The following is a 19,547-nucleotide window of genomic DNA, read 5'->3' on the forward strand; positions in this document are numbered from 1 at the left end:
GCGCAAGTTAATGAAGCCATATCTGACGATTACACGCCGTTGTTTGCGCCAAATCATTGCACCGGTACTGGGTCTGCTGGTGTTTCTGATGATCTGGCAAGCCGCGGCCAACCATATCGACACCATGCTCGGCAAATTTCCTGGTCCAATGGATGTCGTTGAGCAGACACAAAACTTAGTCGCCGAGCATCGTGACCAACGTGTTAAGGCCGATGCCTTTGCTGAGCGTCAAGAGCGTTTTATTAGCGAGCGCTTGGTCCACGAGCCAGACTGGCAGCCGGTACGTCGCCAATACACGGGTGCCCCGACTTTTTTTGACCAAATCCTAACCAGTTTAGTCACGGTCTTGGCCGGCTTTGTGGTGGCTTCGATAGTCGCTATTCCGCTCGGTATTGTGATGGGCTTAAGTCGCTTTGCGCATCAAGCCATGAACCCGATTGTGCAGCTGTTTCGGCCCGTCTCACCGTTGGCGTGGTTGCCCTTGGTGACGCTGGTGGTGGCGTCGGTCTATACCAGCACCGACCCACTGATGACCCGCTCATTTGTGGTGTCGATGATTACCGTCACGCTGTGCTGTTTATGGCCAACGCTGCTCAATACCGCCGTTGGCGTGCAAACGGTGAGCAGTGACCTCAATAACGTCAGTCGTGTGTTGCGCCTGAATTGGTTCACTCATGTGGTGAAGATCGTTTTGCCCTCAGCCATTCCCATGATGTTCGCTGGCCTGCGCGTGTCCCTAGGCATTGCCTGGATGGTGCTGATTGCCGCCGAGATGCTGGCGCAGAACCCTGGCCTCGGCAAATTCGTCTGGGATGAGTTTCAAAATGGCAGTTCGCAATCGCTCAGTCGCATCATGACCGCCGTCATTGTCATTGGCCTGATTGGCTTTGCGCTGGATCGCGTGATGCTGTTGCTGCAACGTAAAGTCGATTGGCAAGCCGGAGCCTGACATGAAAACACTACTTGAAATCTCCAATGTCGGCATGACGTTCAACACCGCCAGTGGCTCCTTCACCGCCTTGAAAGAGGTCAGTCTGAAAATTGCCGAGGGTGAGTTTGTTTCCTTAATTGGCCATTCTGGCTGCGGTAAATCGACGGTGCTCAATCTCGTCGGTGGCCTATTACAGGCTAGTAGTGGCGGCATAATTTTAGAGGGCAAAGAGGTGAGCGAGCCGGGCCCTGAGCGCGCCATTGTCTTTCAAAATCACTCCTTGTTGCCTTGGTTGACGGTGTGGGAAAACGTCGAGCTGGCCGTGCGCACGGTGTTTCGCGGTAAAAAATCTCGCGCTGAGATGAGTGAGTGGATTGCTCATAATTTAGATCTCGTACACATGGGCCATGCCTTGCATAAGCGTCCGTCCGAGATTTCCGGTGGCATGAAGCAACGCGTTGGTATTGCGCGTGCCTTGGCCATGCAGCCGCGCGTTTTACTCATGGATGAGCCCTTTGGCGCGCTCGACGCGCTCACGCGTGCTCACTTGCAAGACACGCTGATGGAGATTCAGCGCGACCTCAACAGCACCGTCATCATGATCACTCACGATGTTGATGAGGCCGTGTTGCTGTCGGATCGCATTGTCATGATGACTAATGGACCGTCGGCCACCATCGGCGAAATTTTAGCCATTGATTTGGCGCGCCCCCGTCATCGTCTGGATCTCGCCGATGACCCGCACTACACCCAACTACGTCATAGCGTTTTGCAATTTCTCTATGAAAAACAATCGCATATTGAAGCAGGAGCCTAAACCATGAAGTCCACACGCGTCGTTGTTATTGGTAATGGCATGGTTGGTCAGCGCTTCTTGGAGGAGCTGGTTGCGCGCGAGCTCAGTGCCGACATTACGGTGTTTTGCGAGGAGCCACGAGCCGCCTATGACCGCGTGCAGCTGAGCAGCTATTTTTCTGGTGCCAGTGCCGATGATTTGAGCCTGGTAGCACCGGACTTTTTCAGCGCACACGGCATTCGTTTAATGCTCAATGAGTCAGCGTTGCGAATCGATCGTGAGCGCCAATTGGTCATCGGTTCGAACGGCAGCGAAGTGCCCTACGACACCTTGGTGTTGGCCACCGGTTCTTTCCCGTTTGTGCCGCCCATTGAGGGCAATGACCGCGAGGCCTGTCATGTCTATCGTACCCTCGATGATTTAGATGCCATTGCCGCGAGTGCCAAAACCAGCCGTAGTGGTGTGGTCATTGGTGGTGGTTTGCTCGGGCTTGAGGCCGCGAAGGCGCTCAAAGATTTAGGCCTAGAGACGCACGTGGTGGAGTTTGCGCCGCAGCTCATGGCGGTACAGCTAGATGTTCAAGGCGGCGTGGTATTGCGCGATAAAATTGAAGCGCTCGGTGTCAGTGTGCATACCGGCAAAGCCACGCAGCGAATTGAGGCAGGTGACGCGCAGCGCCATCGCTTGGTGTTTGCTGATGGTGAGCTGGAAACCGATCTGGTGTTGTTTTCCGCCGGCATTCGCCCGCGTGATCAGCTCGCGCGTGAAGCAGGTTTGCTGGTCGGCGAGCGCGGTGGTGTGATTATTAATGATCAGTGCGCGACCTCTGATCCGGCGATTTATGCCATCGGTGAGGTGGCCCTGTGGTCGGGTCGCATCTATGGCTTAGTGGCGCCCGGCTATGACATGGCGCGCCAGCTCGCAGCCCATTTAGCCGGTGATGAGGCAGCGGCATTTTGCGGTGCAGACATGAGCACCAAGCTCAAATTGCTCGGTGTGGAAGTCGGCTCGATTGGCGATGCGCATGGCCGCACAGCCGGTGCACGCACTTGCCAAATCGACGATAGTGTAGCCGGCACGTACAAAAAATTGGTGCTTAATGCCGAGGGCAATCGCTTGCTCGGTGCCGTGTTAGTCGGTGACACCAGCGATTACGGCGCGCTGCTGCAATACCATCTGAACGATATGGCGTTGCCAAGCTCGCCACTGTCGCTGATTTTGCCCGCCGGCGATGGCAAACCCGCGCTCGGCGTTGATGCCTTGCCCGACAGCGCGCAAATTTGCTCCTGCAATAACGTCAGCAAAGGTGCGTTGTGCTCAGCTGTCAGCCAAGGCTGCAGCACCATGGCGGCCTTGAAGTCTGAAACGCGCGCGACAGCCACCTGCGGTGGCTGCACGGCCCTAGTCAAACAAGTGCTCGATGCTGAGCTCAAACGTCAAGGCGTGGCGGTCAATAACCATCTGTGTGAGCACTTTGCCTATAGCCGCCAAGAGCTCTACCACGTAGTTCGCATTCATAATATTCGTCAGTTCGATGTGCTGATTCGCGACCACGGTTGTGGCCATGGCTGTGACATTTGCAAACCCGCGGCGGCATCAATTTTTGCCTCATGCTGGAATGACTTTGTGCTCGACAAGCCTCATGTGGGCTTGCAAGACACCAACGATAACTTCCTCGCTAACTTGCAAAAAGACGGCAGTTACTCCGTGGTGCCGCGTATTCCCGGCGGTGAAATCACGCCAGAAAAGCTCATCGTCATTGGTGAGGTAGCAAAGAAATATGATCTCTACACGAAAATAACCGGCGGCCAACGTATCGATTTATTTGGTGCGCGCGTTGAGCAATTGCCGCTGATTTGGCGTGACTTAGTCGATGAAGGGTTTGAGTCAGGGCACGCCTATGGCAAGTCCTTACGTACGGTGAAATCCTGTGTGGGATCCACGTGGTGCCGCTATGGCGTTCAGGACTCGGTCGCCATGGCCATTCTGTTGGAGGAACGTTATCGCGGTTTGCGCTCACCGCATAAATTGAAAATGGCGGTCTCGGGCTGCACGCGTGAGTGCGCTGAGGCACAAAGCAAAGATGTTGGCGTGATTGCTACCGAAAAAGGCTGGAACCTCTACCTCTGCGGCAATGGCGGCATGCGCCCGCGCCATGCTGAGCTGTTTGCCAGTGATTTAGATGACGCCACGCTATTGCGCTATATCGATCGTTTTTTGATGTTCTACATCCAAACCGCTGATCGCCTGCAACGCACCTCGGTGTGGCGCGACAATCTCGAAGGCGGCCTGAGCTATCTGCAAGATGTGGTGATTCATGACTCCTTGGGTCTAGGCGCTGAACTAGAAGCGCAGATGCAGGCGGTGATCGATACCTATGCCTGTGAGTGGAAGCGCACCATTGAAGACCCGGCCGCGCTCAAGCGTTTTCGTCCCTTCGTCAATGACTACGGTCCGGATGAGTCGATGGTCTATGTGCGTGAACGCGGACAAAAACGCCCCATGCGTTCTGATGAAAAAGCCCAAGCACTAAAAATCCCTGTGATGGAGACACTGTCATGACACATGCCATTTTCGACGCGTGGCACGATATCTGCGGCAGCGATGATATTGTCGCGGGCACTGGCATGGCGGCACGCGTGCTGGGCCGTCAGCTTGCTATTTTCAGCACCAATGAGGGTTATTTTGCGCTTGGCAATGGCGACCCGTTTAGCGGGGCCAATGTATTAGCGCGCGGCATTATCGGTGATATCAGCGGCAAACTTGTCGTCGCATCGCCCGTGTATAAGCAGCATTTTTGTTTGCGCACCGGCATTTGCTTAGAGGATATGAGCGTGAGCGTGCCAGTCTGGCGCGTCAGCGTGCGCGATGGCCGTATCTGCGTCAGCGAAGGCGAGCGTTAATCATGCGTCGGCTGCTGATCATTGGTAATGGTATGGCGGCGACGCGTCTGCTCGATGAGTTGCTTGTGCGTGGCGTGCCGGGAAGCGACATGGCTGTGGTCGGTGAGGAGTCGGCACCGGGCTATAACCGCATCAACTTGTCACCGTGGTTAGCCGGTGAGAAGTCGTTAGCGCAGCTCATTACCCATGAAGCGGCGTGGTATGCCGAGCAGGGTATTGCGCTCTATAGCGGCGACTCAGTCGCTGAGGTCAGGCTGGCGGCGCGCGAAGCCGTGTTGGCATCGGGGCAGGTCTTGGGCTATCAGCAGCTGGTATTTGCGACGGGCTCACGGGCTACACGCTTGAGCATCCCTGGCCATGATCTCGCGGGTGTGCACGTGTTTCGTAACTTAGTCGATGCCGAAATGATTGCTGAGCGAGCCTTAGCCGGGCAGCGTGCAGTCGTGATTGGTGGTGGCTTATTAGGTCTTGAGGCAGCATGGGGCTTATGCCAGCGCGGCCTGCGCGTGAGTGTTGTGCACAATGGCGAGTGGCTGATGAATCGTCAGCTCGATGCCGAGGCCGGTGTGCTGCTTGCCGCTGCACTCAGCGCGCGGGGCATACAGGTGCATCTGAACGCCCGTAGCGATGCATTTTTGGCCGATAGTATCTCCGGTAACGCGCTCGGTGGTTTGCGTCTGAGTCAGGCAGGACATGAGGGCGTACACAAAGTGCTGCCCTGCGATCTGGCCATTATGTCACTCGGTATTACCCCCGAAATTCGTGTCGCGGCGGCGGCTGGCTTGCTTTGTGCGCGCGCCATTCGAGTCGATGGCTGGTTGCGCAGTTCAGCGCCAGATGTGTTTGCCCTTGGCGAATGTTGCGAAATTGATGGCGAGTCGTTTGGCTTGGTGGCGCCGATTTATCAGCAAGCCAACATTCTCGCCGACACGCTTGTCGGGACTCGTCATGTCGGCTATCGCCGCATCGCCTCACCGACGCGCTTAAAAGTCAGCGGCATTGACCTGTTTTCGGCCGGTGAGCTGCATGACCTAAGTGATTGCCAGAGTGTGGCGTGGCGTGATGCCGAGCGTGGGCATTATCGGCGCTTATGGTTTCGTCATCGCCAGCTTATTGCGGCGGTGCTGTATGGCGATGTCGATGATGGCAATGCATTTTTTGATGTCATTGAGCAGGGCATGCCGGTGGCTGATCCCGTGGCGTTGATGCTCACGGGATGTGCAGCCTGATGGCGGACATGCTGACCACATGCCCTTATTGCGGCGTTGGCTGCGGGGTAGCGGTGAGTCTTGGCGAACCAGCGGCTGTGAGCGAACTGCTGGCCGTGCTGCCACCATTAGAGAGCGATAGCATAAGTCAGCACGCGGCCGTCACTGTGCATGGCGACGATAAGCATCCCGCCAATTACGGCCGCCTGTGCGTGAAAGGCAGTGCGCTCGCCGACACTACCGGTCTTGAACGGCGTCTGCTTTACCCACAGGTCGATGGCCTACGCGCAAGCTGGGCTCATGCGCTGAGCCAAGTCGCCCAGCGTCTACAAGACACCATCGATAACTACGGCCCGGATTCTGTGGCGTTTTATGTCTCCGGTCAGCTGCTCACCGAAGACTATTACGTCGCCAACAAACTCATGAAAGGCTTTATCGGTAGCGCCAATATCGACACCAATAGCCGGCTCTGCATGTCCACGGCGGTGGCCGCACATAAGCAAATTTTTGGCAGCGATAGCGTGCCGGGTTGCTATGAAGACTTGGAGTTGGCGGACCTCATCATTCTGGTGGGCTCGAATATGGCGTGGACGCATCCGGTGATCTATCAGCGCATTATTGCTGCGAAAAAAGCGCGCCCACACCTGCACATCGTGGTCATCGATCCGCGTCGCACAGCCACTGCAGAAAGCGCTGATAGTCATTTGGCCATTACCCCCGGCAGCGATGGTTTTCTCTTCGATGGCCTGTTGGCTTATGCCATCAAGCATGATCATCTAGCGCATGATTTTATTGCCGCACACACCGAGGGCTTTGCCGCGCTCGCCAGCGCCTGCACAGCACGTAACGCCTCGCTTGCGGTGGCCGCTGCTGCTACCGGCATGGATGAGTCGGTTTTAAGCGATTTCTACGCGATGGTCTGCGCTGCGCCGAAAACTGTCACGGTGTTTTCACAGGGCATTAACCAGTCGGCCGCCGGTGTTGATAACGCCAGCGCGATTTTGCAATGTCACTTAGCCCTTGGGCATATTGGCCAAGTGGGTGCTGGCGCGTTTTCCATGACCGGTCAGCCTAATGCCATGGGCGGTCGAGAAGTGGGTGGTTTGGCTAATCAACTTGCCGCACACATGGACATTGGCAATGCTGAGCATCGCGATCTGGTGTCGCGCTTCTGGCAGACCGATACACTCGCGCCGCGCGCCGGCCTGAAAGCCGTAGATATGTTTGAGGCCATGGCCAGCGGCAAGATTCGCTTTGTCTGGATTATGGCGACCAACCCCTTAGTTTCACTGCCCGACGCCAATCGCGTACATGAGGCATTAGCCGCATGTGACTGCGTGGTGGTCTCTGACTGTGTCGATGACACCGATACCTTGCGGCTTGCCGATATCCGTTTGCCTGCCAGCGGCTGGGGTGAAAAAGACGGCACAGTGACCAATTCGGAGCGGCGTATTTCACGGCAACGCGCATTTTTAACGATGCCCAGCGAAGCCAAGCCCGATTGGTGGGCGCTGTGCGAAGTCGCGAAACGTTTGGGCTACAGCAAGGCCTTCGACTACTCCGGTGCGGCCGCGATTTTCCGCGAGCACGCGGCACTCTCTGCGTTTGAAAACCAAGGTCGTCGCGACTTCGATTTGGGCGCATTAGCTGCACTCACTGATGCCGACTACGACGCGCTAGAGCCTGTGCAATGGCCAGTGCCCATTGAGCGTCCTGAGGGTAGCAAGCGACTCTTTAGTGATGGCCATTTCTTCACGCCCACAGGCCGTGCACGCTTTATCGATGCGCATCCCAGCGCGGCCAAGGCTGGCTCGGCGACTTACCCCTTTCTGCTCAATAGCGGCCGTATTCGCGATCAATGGCACACCATGACGCGCACCGGTCGCAGTCCGCGCTTGCTCAATCACATCGCTGAGCCCTTTGTCGCCATCCACCCCGATGATCTCGCCGAGCTGGGCGCACAAGATGCTCAGCTCATGCGCATTCACAACCGTTTTGGCCGTTGCCAAGTGCGCGCGCTGAGTGATGCTGGCATGACGCGCGGACAGGTATTTATGCCGATTCATTGGAGTGCCAGCAACGCCTCTCAAGCGCTGGTGAGCAGTTTGGTTGCGCCACAATGTGATCCGATCTCAGGCCAGCCTGCCTTTAAGCAAACGCCCGTGGCGATCTCCCCGCTGAAAAGCCAGTGGCAAGGTTTGTTGGTCAGTCGGGTGCCGCTGAGCGTGCCAGAACACCAGTATTGGTGCCGTCGCGAGCAAGCTGACTGGCAACTCACCACGCTGATGGGCGCGAGCCTCCCCAGCATTGAGGAGCTGATGCAGCTTTGGCAATCACCCGGCCGCTCATGGGCCAGTCTCGATGAGCCACTCGTGCAGCGCCATCATGTCATTGCCTATGACCATGGTCGGCCGGTGCTGTGGTTTCTCGCCCAGTCTGAACGCCCACAGATCGATGAGCCTTGGTTACTCGATGCATTAACGCAAAACAGTGTGACGGCCCGCGTGCTAGCGACTGGTCGCCCGCCTGGAGGCAGTGATACCAGTGCGTTGGTATGCAGCTGCCACCAAGTCCGTGAGCAGCGCTTATTGATGGCCATTGCCGATGGCAGTCGCAGTGTTGAGGCCCTAGGCGCCTGCACGCGGGCAGGGACTAATTGCGGCTCATGCATTCCTGAGTTGAAGGGTTTGCTAGCTAAGGCGGCCAGCGGTTAAGTTTTTTCACCCAGAGGCTGTGCTATGAACTATCCATCGCGCCATTCGCTGTTGCTATGTGTAGTGGTTGTTAGTGTGTCACATGCAGCAGACGCCACTAATCTGCCTACTGAACCAACATTTATCGATGCACTCACTGCAGGTAAAACTTCGCTGAATTTGCGCCTACGCCATGAGCTAGTCGATGACAACGCTCAGCCAAAAAATGCTAACGCCAGCACCTTGCGCACGCGCTTAAGTTACGCCAGTGCGGCGTGGCATCGTCTCAGTGCTGGTCTAGAGTTCGATTATGTCACCGCTTTTGGCACGGATCGCTTCAATGACACGCGCAATGGTCAGGCGGCATTCCCCGTGGTGCCAGATCCTGATGGGGCTGATCTGAACCAAGCTTTTTTGCGCTATGCACGCCCTAGCGCGAACCTCAGCGTAGGCCGTCAACGCCTAAATCTGGCCAATCAGCGCTTCATCGGTGGTGTTGGTTGGCGGCAAAATGAGCAAACCTTCGATGCCATTCGCGGGCAGTTCACGCCGCTGAAAAATCTCTCGGTGGATTACAGTTATATTGATAATACTCAGCGCATCTTTGGCCCTGATACCGGCAAACCGGCGGCAAGGCTTGACAGTGATCATCACGCACTACTGATCAATTGGGCAGCGCGCCCTGAGCTGAATGTCACCGCGTATGGTTATTGGTTGGACTTTAGCGATGCCCCGGCGTTGTCATCGCGCACGCTAGGTGCATCATTGACGGGCGACATTAAACGCCCACGCGTGACTTTCGACTATCGTATCGAGGCGGCACGGCAAAGCGACTATGGCAATAATCCAGTAGCATTTGCTGCGAATTATCATCATCTGGTTCTCGGTGCGCGCGTCGCTGGCGTGAGGCTGGGCGTTGGTGAGGAACTGCTCGGCGGCGATGCTAGCGCCGGTGTTGCTCTGCAAACGCCACTGGCTACTGTTCATGCCTTTCAAGGCTGGGCCGATAAGTTTCTCACGACGCCAGCCAGTGGCGTAAAAGATCACTATGTCGATCTCAGTACAGCGCGTTTTGGCCTAGGTTTAAAAGCAGCGTGGCATGGCTATGCTGCGGATGTCGGCGGGGCATCGCTAGGTCAGGAGTGGAACCTGCAAGTCAGTAAAAAGTTCTTACAGCGCTACACGTTCACCGCCAAGTTTGCCGATTATCGCGCTCAGGCATTTGCCCGTGATACGCAAAAAGTCTGGCTAATGGCTGAGACGAGCTTTTAAATGACAAGCTCAGGCATACTCAAGCCACTGACAGGGCAGTAATCGGAGTCGGGTATGAATAAAGCATCGCACGCTTGGTGGCAGATGTTGGTTGCAGTCACCTCAGGTCTTATTGCGTTTGGTTTGATCTTGGTGCTCTTGCCGGGGCTCACTCGTCAAGGCTTCAGCTGGATGATCTATGGTTCGCCGGCCCATCTCGACGCTTTTGCAGCCGATGCCGTGGCATATATCAGCTTAGTGCATGCGGTACTTGGCGCGGTCATGGTCGGCTGGGGCAGTCTGATGCTTTGGCTGACGCTAGGGCCGCTGCGGCGGGGTAGTCGTGAGGCTTGGACGATGTTTGTCGCGGCACTGCTGGCATGGTTTATCCCCGACACGGCTTATTCGTTGTTGTCAGGCTTTTGGCAAAACGCGGTACTCAACACCGTGTTTGCACTGCTATTTGCCTTGCCTTTAATTGCGCTTAAGTCAGCTATGCGTCATGGCTCCGACTGATTCAAAACGGCTTGCGCGCCTCGATCCGCGCCAGTTTTTTCACGCCTGGCGTGCCATTGACGCAGATGCCCAGCGTGATGCGGCCAGCCTGCCGCGCGAGCTCGTGCAGCGCCGCGCCACGCAAGCGCTGATCCTCACCGCGGTATCATTGCTACTGATTCATTACCTGAAATACGACAGCAGCTTTCAGCAAGCCACGGTGTATGCGTCGCAGCTCTTAGGTCTCGCGCCCTATGCACTGTGGGCCAAGCTTGCCAACTCGGGCTTTGGCGAGCTCGCCAGCCAGCTCTGGTGGGGGCTTTGGCATGTCATTGGCTATGTGTTGCTGCCGGTGCTGCTGATTCGAGGCCTATGGCGCGAACGACTCGCCGACTACGGTATTGGCTTGGGGCAAACGCGCGCGCATTGGTTTGGCTATGTGTTGCTCGCCAGCCCAATTTTGCTGTTTGTGTTTTTGGTGAGTTTTCGCGGCGACTTCAGCACGCATTATCCATTTTACCGGCTCGCCAGCCGCAGCTGGTTTGACCTGATTGCCTGGGAGCTGATTTACATCAGCCAGTTTGTGTTTTTAGAGTTTTTCTTTCGCGGGTTTTTACTCAATAGCCTGCGCCCAGCTTTCGGCGCCAACGCCATCGCGGTCATGTGTATTCCGTACTTGATGATTCACTTCCCCAAGCTGTGGCTTGAAGCCACTGGGGCTATTTTCTTTGGCTTATTTTTGGGCGTGTTGGCACTGCGCTCACGCTCGATATGGGGCGGGGTGGCGGTGCATGTGGCGATTGCCTTGAGCATGGATATTGCCGCGCTCTTGCAAACGCGTGGCTTACCCACGGTGTGGTGGCCGTTTTAGGCCTGCACCGTCTCTTGCAAAAATGCCATCAAATCAGCTAATGGGATGTCGCGCGACTCATTGTCGCGACGGCCTTTGTACTCGATGGTGCCAGCATCCAAACCTTTCTCACCCATGACCAAGCGATGCGGAATGCCAATCAGCTCCATATCGGAAAACTTCACACCGGGGCGCTCATTGCGATCGTCCATCAGTACGTCAAAACCCGCCGTTTTGAGTTGCTCGTAGAGCGCGGTGGCCTCGGTCTGAATGCGTTGCGATTTTTGCCAATTCATTGGCACCAAGGCGATTTGATAGGGCGCAATCGCATCCGGCCAAATAATGCCTTTATCGTCGTAGTTTTGCTCAATGGCTGAGGCCACCACACGCGTCACGCCAATGCCATAGCAGCCCATGGTCATCACCACTGGTTTGCCGCCTTCGCCGAGCACACTCGCACCCAATGCTGCCGAGTATTTTTGACCGAGCTGGAAAATATGCCCCACTTCAATGCCGCGTTTGATGTTCAAGCTGCCGTGACCGCACGGCGAGGCATCGCCAGCCACGACATTGCGAATATCAGCCACGATGGGCTCGGGCAAATCACGGCCAAAATTCACGCCGCTTAGGTGTTCGCCCGCGCGGTTAGCGCCACAAATAAAGTCGCTCATGGTCGCCACGCTGCGGTCGGCAATTACCGTGACATTGACGCCCACCGGGCCAATGAAGCCGGGCACGCAGCCGAGCGCCGCTTGAATTTCTTCGCCAGTGGCAAGGCGCATGTCTTTTAGGCCATCGAGTTTGGCAGCTTTGATCTCGTTGAGCTCATGGTCGGCGCGCAGCAGCAGCAGGAAAAAGCGCTGGCCGGGTTGGGCTGTTGGATTGGCTTTCAGCGTGTCGGCATCGACTGGCACGGGCGCGACCACGGCGACCGATTTCATTATCTGAGTCAGTGCCACACCGAGCAGCTCAGCGACTTCCTCACACAGCGTTTGCGTGGGCGTGGCGACGGTTTCTAGCGCCTGTGTGGCGTTCGCACGTGGCGTATTAGGCGCCAGCGCCTCGGCCATTTCCACGTTGGCGGCGTAATCGGAGGCATCAGAAAAGGCGATGTCATCTTCGCCGCTGTCGGCAAGCACATGGAACTCATGCGAGCCGGTGCCACCAATGGAGCCGGTGTCCGCTTGCACGGGGCGAAAGTTCAGGCCCAAGCGCGTGAAGATACGGCAATAGGTATCGAACATGACCTGATAGGTCTGCTCCAGCGAGGCGTGATCGATATGAAACGAATAGGCATCTTTCATGATGAATTCGCGCGAGCGCATGACGCCAAAGCGCGGGCGAATTTCATCGCGAAACTTGGTTTGCACTTGGTAGAAATTCACTGGCAGTTGTTTGTAGCTTTGCAGCTCATGGCGCGCGAGGTCGGTGATGACTTCTTCGTGCGTAGGGCCAAGCACAAAAGGTCGGCCATGACGGTCGCTAAAGCGCAGCAGCTCAGGGCCGTATTGCACCGCGCGGCCGGTTTCTTCCCACAGCTCAATAGGCTGAGTCACGGGCATCAGTACTTCTAGGGCGCCGGCGTTATCCATTTCCTCGCGAATGATGCGCTCGACTTTTTTCAGCACGCGGTTGCCCAGCGGCAGCCAGTTATAGAGGCCGCTGGCGAGCTTGCGGATCATGCCAGCGCGCAGCATGAGCTGATGGGAAATCACCTCGGCATCGGCTGGGGTTTCGCGGAGGGTGGCAAGCAGGGTCTGGCTGGCGCGCATGGGTTTCAGTCTCAAATAGGCAAATTGTTGAGCTTTCGCGCGTGGCGTGCTCAATGGCTAGGTGGCGTAGTTTACGAATTGCGCGCGTCACTGGCTATGGCCATTGTCAGGAATACGCGCTGAGTCGATGGGAGAAACGCCGCCGCTTATGGCACACTGCGCAGGGATTTTTTTGAGTACGCATGAGATGAAGATGACGGCAGCTGAGGTCGATCAATTTATTTGCGATGGCCTGCCAGCCTACGCAGAGTCCGGCTGCATGGTCGAGACCGTCACGCCTGAGACGACCACCGTGCGCATGCGCTATCGCGATGACCAATTGCGCCCGGGCGGCAGCTTGTCGGGGCCGACCATGATGGCGCTCGCCGATACCGCCATGTATGCGATTATTTTGGCCACCCTAGGTCCGATTGGCTTGGCGGTGACGCAAAATCTCAATATCAATTTTTTGCAAAAGCCCAAACCGGCGGACTTGCTGGCTGAGGCGAGATTTTTGCGTCTAGGCCGTCGAGCGGCTGTCATTGACGTGCAGATTCGCTCGGCCGCCGACGCCAGCTTGGTGGCACAAGCCACGGGGACTTACGCCATCCCATCAGGCGCACCTAGGGCCGACCTCGCCGGAGCCAGCGCATGAAGCCGCTGCTGCCGAAGCAGCTCTACAGCGCCACACCGCTGAAAAACCTGCCATTTCGCACCACCAAGCGCCTGAAGCCGATGACCGATTTCCTCGGCCAAGAGCGTGCTCGCGAGTCGGTCGAGATGGCTGTCGCCATGCCGCATGATGGCTATAACCTATTTGCCATCGGCAATAATGGCCTCGGCAAACGCACCATGATTCGTCGCTATTTAGAGGGCGTTGCGAAGGCCATGCCGGCGCCTAGCGATTGGATTTACGTGAATAACTTTCGCGATCCGCGCTACCCGCAAGCCATTGAGTTGCCGGCAGGCTTGGGCAGTAGTTTTCGCGCCGATGTGCATAAGCTGTGGCGGCAATTAGCGCATCGCATCGTGAGTGCTTTTGAGAGCGAGCGCTATCAGGAGCGTCGCGATAGTTTGAAGGTGAAAATTACCACGGTGCAGCAAGAAGCGCTGGCGCAGCTCTCGCGCATCGCCGAAAAGCAGGGCCTAAAGTTGGTGTTGCGCACCCCCGGCGGTTACGGATTTTCACCCATGGATGCCAGCGGCGAAGCCATGACCGAAGAGGCGGCGGCGAAGCTCGACAGCGAGCAGCGTGCGCGTATCAAGCTTGCCATCGCCGAAATGGACAAGCGCTTGGGTAAGGTGGCGCGTAAGCTTGATGCCGCTGAAGAGAGTCATCGCGAGCATATCGATAAGCTCAATGATGAGGTCGCGCGGGCGGTGTTGGAGCCGTTGCTTGCGAAATTACAGCAGCGCTATGCAGAGCATCCACGCCTGCTGAGTTATTTGAAAACCTATAAAGCGGATTTGCTGAGTCATTTAGAGCTCGTGCTCAATGCCGAAGAAAATCAAGATGCGACGGTGTCGGTGGGGCAGGCCGGTGAGCAATTGCCGCCGGTGCGCTATCAGGTCAACGCGGTGGTTAGCCATGACCCGAAAGCTGGCGCGCCGGTAATTTATGAAGACTTGCCCACGCACTACAACTTGCTTGGCCATGTTGAGCAGGTGACCTATATGGGCACCGTGGCCACCGACTTCACGCTGATTCGCCCGGGCGCGCTGCATCTGGCCAATGGCGGGTTTTTGCTGATCGAGGCCGAGCAGGTGCTCGAGCATCCGTATGCCTGGCAGAGCTTGAAACGCGCCTTGCGGGCGAAAAATTTAAAGCTCTCTTCATTGGAGCAAATGCTCACGCTGACCGGCACGGTATCGTTGGAGCCAGACCCCATTGCCTTGGGCTTGAAGCTTGTGCTGCTGGGCGATCGTGAGACATTTTATCTCTTGCAAGAGTTTGATCCTGAGCTCGAGACCGTCTTTAAAATGCGCGCCGATTTTGAGTCGGATATGCCACGCACAGCCGAGAGCGAGCTGACTTACGCGCACTTCCTGGCCGATATTGCCAATCGCGAGGGCTTGCTGGCGCTCGACCGTTCCGGCGTGGCGCGACTTATTGAGGAAAGTGCCCGTACCGCCGATGATCAAGCGCTGCTGTCGCTGCATGCGCGCGGCGTGGCGGATTTGCTGCGCGAATCGAACTATTGGGCGGTGCAAGCGCAGGCCGAGGTCATTGCCAGCGCGCACATTACCCAGGCTTTACAGGGCCGCGAGCGCCGTCACGATCGCATTCGCCGCTTGTACTTGGAAGATATTGAAAAGGGCAGTCAGCTCTTTAGTTGCGATGGTTCGGTGATCGGCCAGGTCAATGGCCTGACCGTGGTGAGCTATGGCGATGCCAGTTTTGGCTTGCCCTCGCGCATCTCGGTGACCGCGCATTATGGCAATGGCGAGATCACGGATATTGAGCGCGATGTTGAGCTTGGTGGCGCCATCCACTCGAAAGGCGTGATGATTCTTACCAGCTATTTAAAGGCGCGCTTTGGTGCCGAACACCCGCTGCGCTTTGCCGCTAATATTGCCTTTGAGCAGTCGTATTCGGGTGTTGATGGCGATAGCGCGTCATTGGGCGAGCTTTGCGGCTTGCTGTCGGCGATTGCGCGGCTGCCGGTGAAACAGTCATTTGGTATAACCGGCTCGGTGAATCAATTTGGCGATGTGCAGCCGATTGGTGGTGTTAATGAAAAAATCGAAGGCTATTTTGCCGCCTGCCAACTCAAAGGCTTGACCGGCGAGCAGGCCGTGATTATTCCGGTGCAAAATGTTCGCCATTTAATGTTGCGCGATGATGTGCGCGCGGCAGTAGCAAAGGGGCAGTTTAGGATTTATGCCGTGAGTCGTGTTGAAGAGGCCATTGAGCTATTGCTTGGGCTTCCGGCTGGCGTTGCCGATGCCGAGGGCGAATATCCCGACGGTAGCGTGTTTGCGGCGGTCAGTGAGCGCTTTGCGGTCTGGCATGATGCTGAAAAAGAAGACGATAAAGAGGAAGAGAAAGTCGATGAGGCCGAGGCGGTAAAGCCTGCTGAATCGACAAAAACTGACCTAAGGGTCACAAATAGACGGGCAAAGGCGGCGCATCGGCCTGCTAAAACCTTTCAGAATAAGTAAACTCGGGTTACTCGCCGTAATACTGTCGCTTGTTGCGATGGTGGCGTGCTATCCCATGACATTGGAGATCATTGCATGATTTATTCGGGATCGGCCATTCGCGTGCAAGCGCTAGACAATGGCCTCGCAGAGCTCACTTTCGATCTCGCCAACGAGTCGGTAAATAAATTTAACGCGGTCACGGTCAATGAATTAGCCGCCGCCACCGACGCCATCAAAGCCGATAGCAGCATCAAAGGCGTGCTGGTCACGTCCGGCAAAGGTGTGTTTATCGTTGGTGCAGACATCACAGAATTCGGCTCGTTGTTTGCCAATGGCGAAGCGGGCGTGATCGAGTGGACCGCCAAAGCCGCTTCAGTTTTTAGTGCATTCGAAGATATTAACGTGCCTAGCGTGGTCGCCATCAATGGCATCGCGTTTGGTGGCGGCTTCGAAATGTGCCTGTCTTGCGATTACCGCGTGATGTCATCCAGCGCCAAAGTTGGCCTGCCAGAAGTGAAGCTGGGCCTATTCCCCGGCTTCGGCGGCACCGTGCGTTTGAGCCGTGTCATCGGTATCGATAACGCCGTGGAATGGATCGCCGGCGGCAGCGAAAAACGCCCCGACGCGGCATTGAAAGATGGCGCTGTTGATGCCGTGGTCGCCCCCGAAAAGCTGCGTGACGCGGCGATTGATCTGTTGAACCTAGCCATTGCCGGCAAGCTCGATTGGAAGGCCAAAAAGTCTGAGAAGCTCGAGCCCGTCAAGCTCAATATGATGGAACAGATGATGGCTTTCAACACATCGATGGCCGTTGTCGCTGGCAAAGCCGGCAGCAACTACCCAGCGCCAGTGTTGGCCGTGAAGACCATGCAAAAGCATGCGTCGATGACTCGCGATGACGCCATGAAAGCTGAAGCCGCCGGTTTTGCTAAAGCCGCCGTGACGCCACAAGCGAATGCATTAATCGGTCTGTTCATGGCTGATCAGGCCGTGAAGAAAGCCTCGAAAAAGCATTCGGCGAAATCCGCGAAGGCCATCAAGCAAGCGGCCGTGTTGGGTGCTGGCATCATGGGTGGCGGTATTGCTTACCAAGCGGCGAGCAAGGGCACGCCGATCATCATGAAAGATATTCGCTCGGAAGCCCTCGATTTGGGCATGGGCGAGGCCACCAAGCTGCTGTCTGCTCAGGTTGCTAAAGGCCGCTTAACAGCGCCGAAAATGGGTCAGGTGCTTTCCAGCATTCGCCCCACGCTGAACTACGGTGATTTCGGCAGCGTCGATATCATCATTGAAGCTGTGGTGGAAAATGCCAAGGTAAAAGCGGCGGTGCTAAGCGAAGTGGAAGGCTTGGTGACCGATGACACCATTTTGGCGTCGAACACCTCGACCATTTCCATCACGCATTTGGCGAAATCGTTGAAGCGCCCGGAAAACTTTATCGGCATGCATTTCTTCAACCCAGTGCACATGATGCCCTTGGTGGAAGTTATTCGTGGCGAAAAAACATCCGATGAAGCCGTGGCTGCGACCGTGAAATTGGCGCAGCAAATGGGCAAAACACCGATCGTGGTCAATGACTGCCCGGGCTTCTTGGTCAACCGCGTATTGTTCCCCTACTTTGGTGGCTTCGACATGCTCGTGCGCGATGGCGCCGATTTCCAAGCCATCGACAAAGTCATGGAGAAGTTCGGCTGGCCCATGGGTCCGGCTTACTTGCTCGACGTGGTGGGTATCGACACTGGCGTGCACGCCGCCGCGGTGATGGCCGAAGGCTTCCCCGATCGCATGAAGCCTGACTACACCTCGGCCACGCAAATCATGTTTGACAACACGCGTTATGGCCAGAAAAACGGCAAAGGCTTCTATGTCTATGAACAAGACAAAAAGGGCAAGCCAAAGAAAGTCGTCGACCCCACTACCTATGAGCTGATCGCGCCTGTGGTTAGTGAACGCAAAGCGTTCGAGGCCGACGAAATCATCGCGCGCTTGATGTTGCCGTTGGTGAATGAAATCGCTCGTTGCTTGGAAGAAAACATCGTCGCGTCTGCTGCTGAAGCCGACATGGCGTTGATCATGGGCATCGGTTTCCCACCGTTCCGTGGCGGCGCCTGCCGTTATGTCGACCAGATGGGCATCGGCAACTACCTAGCGCTGTGCGAGAAATACGCGCATCTGGGCAAAGCCTATGAAGCCCCTGCCTTGATTAAAACCATGGCCGCCAATAACCAAACCTTTTTCGGCTGAGACAGGAGCCTACTATGACAACGTTAAATCCGCGTGATGTGGTGATTGTCGATGGCGTGCGTAGCGCCATGGGCCGTACTAAAAATGGCATGTTCCGCCACGTGCGTGCCGATACCATTTCGGCTGAGCTGGTGAAGGCGCTATTTGCCCGCAACCCCAATGCCAATCCCGAAGAAGTCGAAGACGTGATTTGGGGCTGTGTCAACCAAACGCTAGAGCAGGGCATGAACGTGGCGCGTAATATCGCCATGCTCGCTGAACTGCCACGCTCGGTGCCAGGCCAGACCGTCAACCGTCTGTGTGGCTCGTCCATGCAAGCCTTGCACACAGCAGCCGCGCAAATCATGACCGGCCAAGGCGATGTTTTCGTCATTGGTGGTGTGGAGCATATGGGCCACGTCGGCATGATGCACGGCATCGACCTGAACCCAGCGGCGTCAAAACACTACGCGAAAGCGTCGAATATGATGGGCTTAACGGCAGAGATGCTCGGCACCATGAATGGCATTTCGCGCGAGATGCAAGACCAGTTTGGTCTGGCCTCGCACCAAAAAGCCTGGGCTGCCACGCAAGCCGGTCGCTTTGCCAACGAAATCATCGGCATTGAAGGTCACGACGCCAATGGCTTTAAGCAACTTTGCGAGATTGACGAAGTGATTCGCCAAGATGCTTCTCTAGAGCAACTCGCCTCGCTGCGCCCGGCATTTAATCCGAAAGGCGGTACTGTAACTGCGGGTACTTCGTCGGCTCTGTCCGACGGCGCATCAGCCATGCTCATCATGAGCGCTGAGCGTGCCAAAGCCCTCGGCCTAACACCGCGCGCAAAAATTCGTTCAATGGCTGTGGCCGGTTGCGATGCCGCGATCATGGGTTGGGGTCCGGTGCCGGCCACTGAGAAAGCCTTGAAGCGCGCTGGCTTGAGCATCAACGATATCCAAACCGTTGAGCTCAATGAAGCCTTTGCCGCACAAGGTTTGTCGGTATTGAAAGGCCTGAACTTGCTCGATCAAGCCGATGCTAAGGTCAACCACAACGGTGGCGCTATTGCTTTGGGTCACCCATTGGGTTGCTCGGGTTCGCGTATCACCACGACCTTGCTCAATGTGATGGAGCAAAAAGACACGCAAATTGGCTTGGCCACCATGTGCATTGGCTTGGGCCAAGGCATTGCCACGGTGATTGAGCGCGTATAAGCGTTTATTGGGCCGATGAAATAGGTCGGCCCTGTTGTTGATAGCCAAAAAGCCGCAATTTTGCGGCTTTTTGCTGCCTTAGCCGCTG

The 19,547-nt window shown here is 56.3% G+C and carries 14 protein-coding genes; 13 read left to right on the plus strand and 1 reads right to left on the minus strand.

Annotation, left to right across the window (positions count from 1 at the left end; genetic code table 11):
• Nucleotides 1-10 precede the first annotated feature (10 nt).
• The 9 genes from DFR26_RS05705 to DFR26_RS05745 are packed head-to-tail and all read left to right on the plus strand — an operon-like array spanning nucleotide 11 to nucleotide 11,148.
• Entirely contained in the window at nucleotides 11-949 is a 939-nt protein-coding gene (locus DFR26_RS05705; RefSeq protein ID WP_116207998.1) for an ABC transporter permease, read from the plus strand.
• 1 nt (nucleotide 950) lies between these two features.
• Nucleotides 951-1,748: an ABC transporter ATP-binding protein gene (locus DFR26_RS05710; RefSeq protein ID WP_116207999.1), complete on the plus strand. Its 798-nt coding sequence runs from the start codon at nucleotides 951-953 to the stop codon at nucleotides 1,746-1,748.
• A 3-nt stretch (nucleotides 1,749-1,751) separates the two neighbouring features.
• Complete coding sequence (gene nirB / locus DFR26_RS05715; RefSeq protein WP_116208000.1) at nucleotides 1,752-4,289, plus strand: nitrite reductase large subunit NirB; 2,538 nt, start codon at nucleotides 1,752-1,754, stop codon at nucleotides 4,287-4,289.
• Nucleotides 4,286-4,630 (plus strand): nitrite reductase small subunit NirD, encoded by a 345-nt coding sequence (nirD, locus tag DFR26_RS05720; RefSeq protein ID WP_116208001.1) that lies wholly within the window; start codon nucleotides 4,286-4,288, stop codon nucleotides 4,628-4,630. Before nirB ends, nirD begins: the two co-directional genes overlap by 4 nt.
• Nucleotides 4,631-4,632: 2 nt before the next feature.
• Entirely contained in the window at nucleotides 4,633-5,859 is a 1,227-nt protein-coding gene (locus DFR26_RS05725; protein WP_116208002.1) for an NAD(P)/FAD-dependent oxidoreductase, read from the plus strand.
• The gene (locus DFR26_RS05730; protein ID WP_220375712.1) at nucleotides 5,859-8,552 is read left to right on the plus strand and encodes a nitrate reductase; all 2,694 of its coding nucleotides are present in this window, start codon (nucleotides 5,859-5,861) and stop codon (nucleotides 8,550-8,552) included. The genes DFR26_RS05725 and DFR26_RS05730 overlap by 1 nt, the downstream gene beginning before the upstream one ends.
• A 24-nt stretch (nucleotides 8,553-8,576) precedes the next feature.
• Nucleotides 8,577-9,803: an alginate export family protein gene (locus tag DFR26_RS05735; protein WP_116208004.1), complete on the plus strand. Its 1,227-nt coding sequence runs from the start codon at nucleotides 8,577-8,579 to the stop codon at nucleotides 9,801-9,803.
• A gap of 54 nt (nucleotides 9,804-9,857) precedes the next feature.
• Complete coding sequence (locus tag DFR26_RS05740) at nucleotides 9,858-10,298, plus strand: hypothetical protein (protein ID WP_116208005.1); 441 nt, start codon at nucleotides 9,858-9,860, stop codon at nucleotides 10,296-10,298.
• Nucleotides 10,285-11,148: a CPBP family intramembrane glutamic endopeptidase gene (locus DFR26_RS05745; RefSeq protein WP_116208006.1), complete on the plus strand. Its 864-nt coding sequence runs from the start codon at nucleotides 10,285-10,287 to the stop codon at nucleotides 11,146-11,148. Before DFR26_RS05740 ends, DFR26_RS05745 begins: the two co-directional genes overlap by 14 nt.
• Here the strand turns inward: DFR26_RS05745 and DFR26_RS05750 are convergent.
• A complete protein-coding gene (locus DFR26_RS05750) occupies nucleotides 11,145-12,899 on the minus strand; it encodes a proline--tRNA ligase (protein ID WP_116208007.1) in 1,755 nt (584 codons plus the stop codon). The genes DFR26_RS05745 and DFR26_RS05750 overlap by 4 nt on opposite strands.
• A gap of 193 nt (nucleotides 12,900-13,092) precedes the next feature.
• Between DFR26_RS05750 and DFR26_RS05755 the strand changes: the two genes are divergently transcribed.
• From DFR26_RS05755 to fadA, 4 genes are all read left to right on the plus strand, one after another.
• Nucleotides 13,093-13,533 (plus strand): PaaI family thioesterase, encoded by a 441-nt coding sequence (locus DFR26_RS05755; protein ID WP_245953017.1) that lies wholly within the window; start codon nucleotides 13,093-13,095, stop codon nucleotides 13,531-13,533.
• Nucleotides 13,530-16,040, plus strand: coding sequence for an ATP-binding protein (locus DFR26_RS05760; protein ID WP_116208009.1), 2,511 nt, complete (start codon nucleotides 13,530-13,532; stop codon nucleotides 16,038-16,040). The genes DFR26_RS05755 and DFR26_RS05760 overlap by 4 nt, the downstream gene beginning before the upstream one ends.
• A 75-nt stretch (nucleotides 16,041-16,115) precedes the next feature.
• On the plus strand, nucleotides 16,116-18,266 hold the full coding sequence (fadB, locus tag DFR26_RS05765; protein ID WP_116208010.1) for a fatty acid oxidation complex subunit alpha FadB: 2,151 nt from the start codon (nucleotides 16,116-16,118) through the stop codon (nucleotides 18,264-18,266).
• Nucleotides 18,267-18,280: 14 nt separating this feature from the next.
• Nucleotides 18,281-19,459 carry an acetyl-CoA C-acyltransferase FadA gene (gene fadA / locus DFR26_RS05770; RefSeq protein WP_116208011.1) on the plus strand — a complete coding sequence of 393 codons (1,179 nt, stop codon included), beginning with the start codon at nucleotides 18,281-18,283 and terminating at the stop codon, nucleotides 19,457-19,459.
• Nucleotides 19,460-19,547: the final 88 nt, after the last annotated feature.

This window comes from Paraperlucidibaca baekdonensis, assembly GCF_003387535.1.
Lineage (GTDB): Bacteria > Pseudomonadota > Gammaproteobacteria > Pseudomonadales > Moraxellaceae > Perlucidibaca > Perlucidibaca baekdonensis.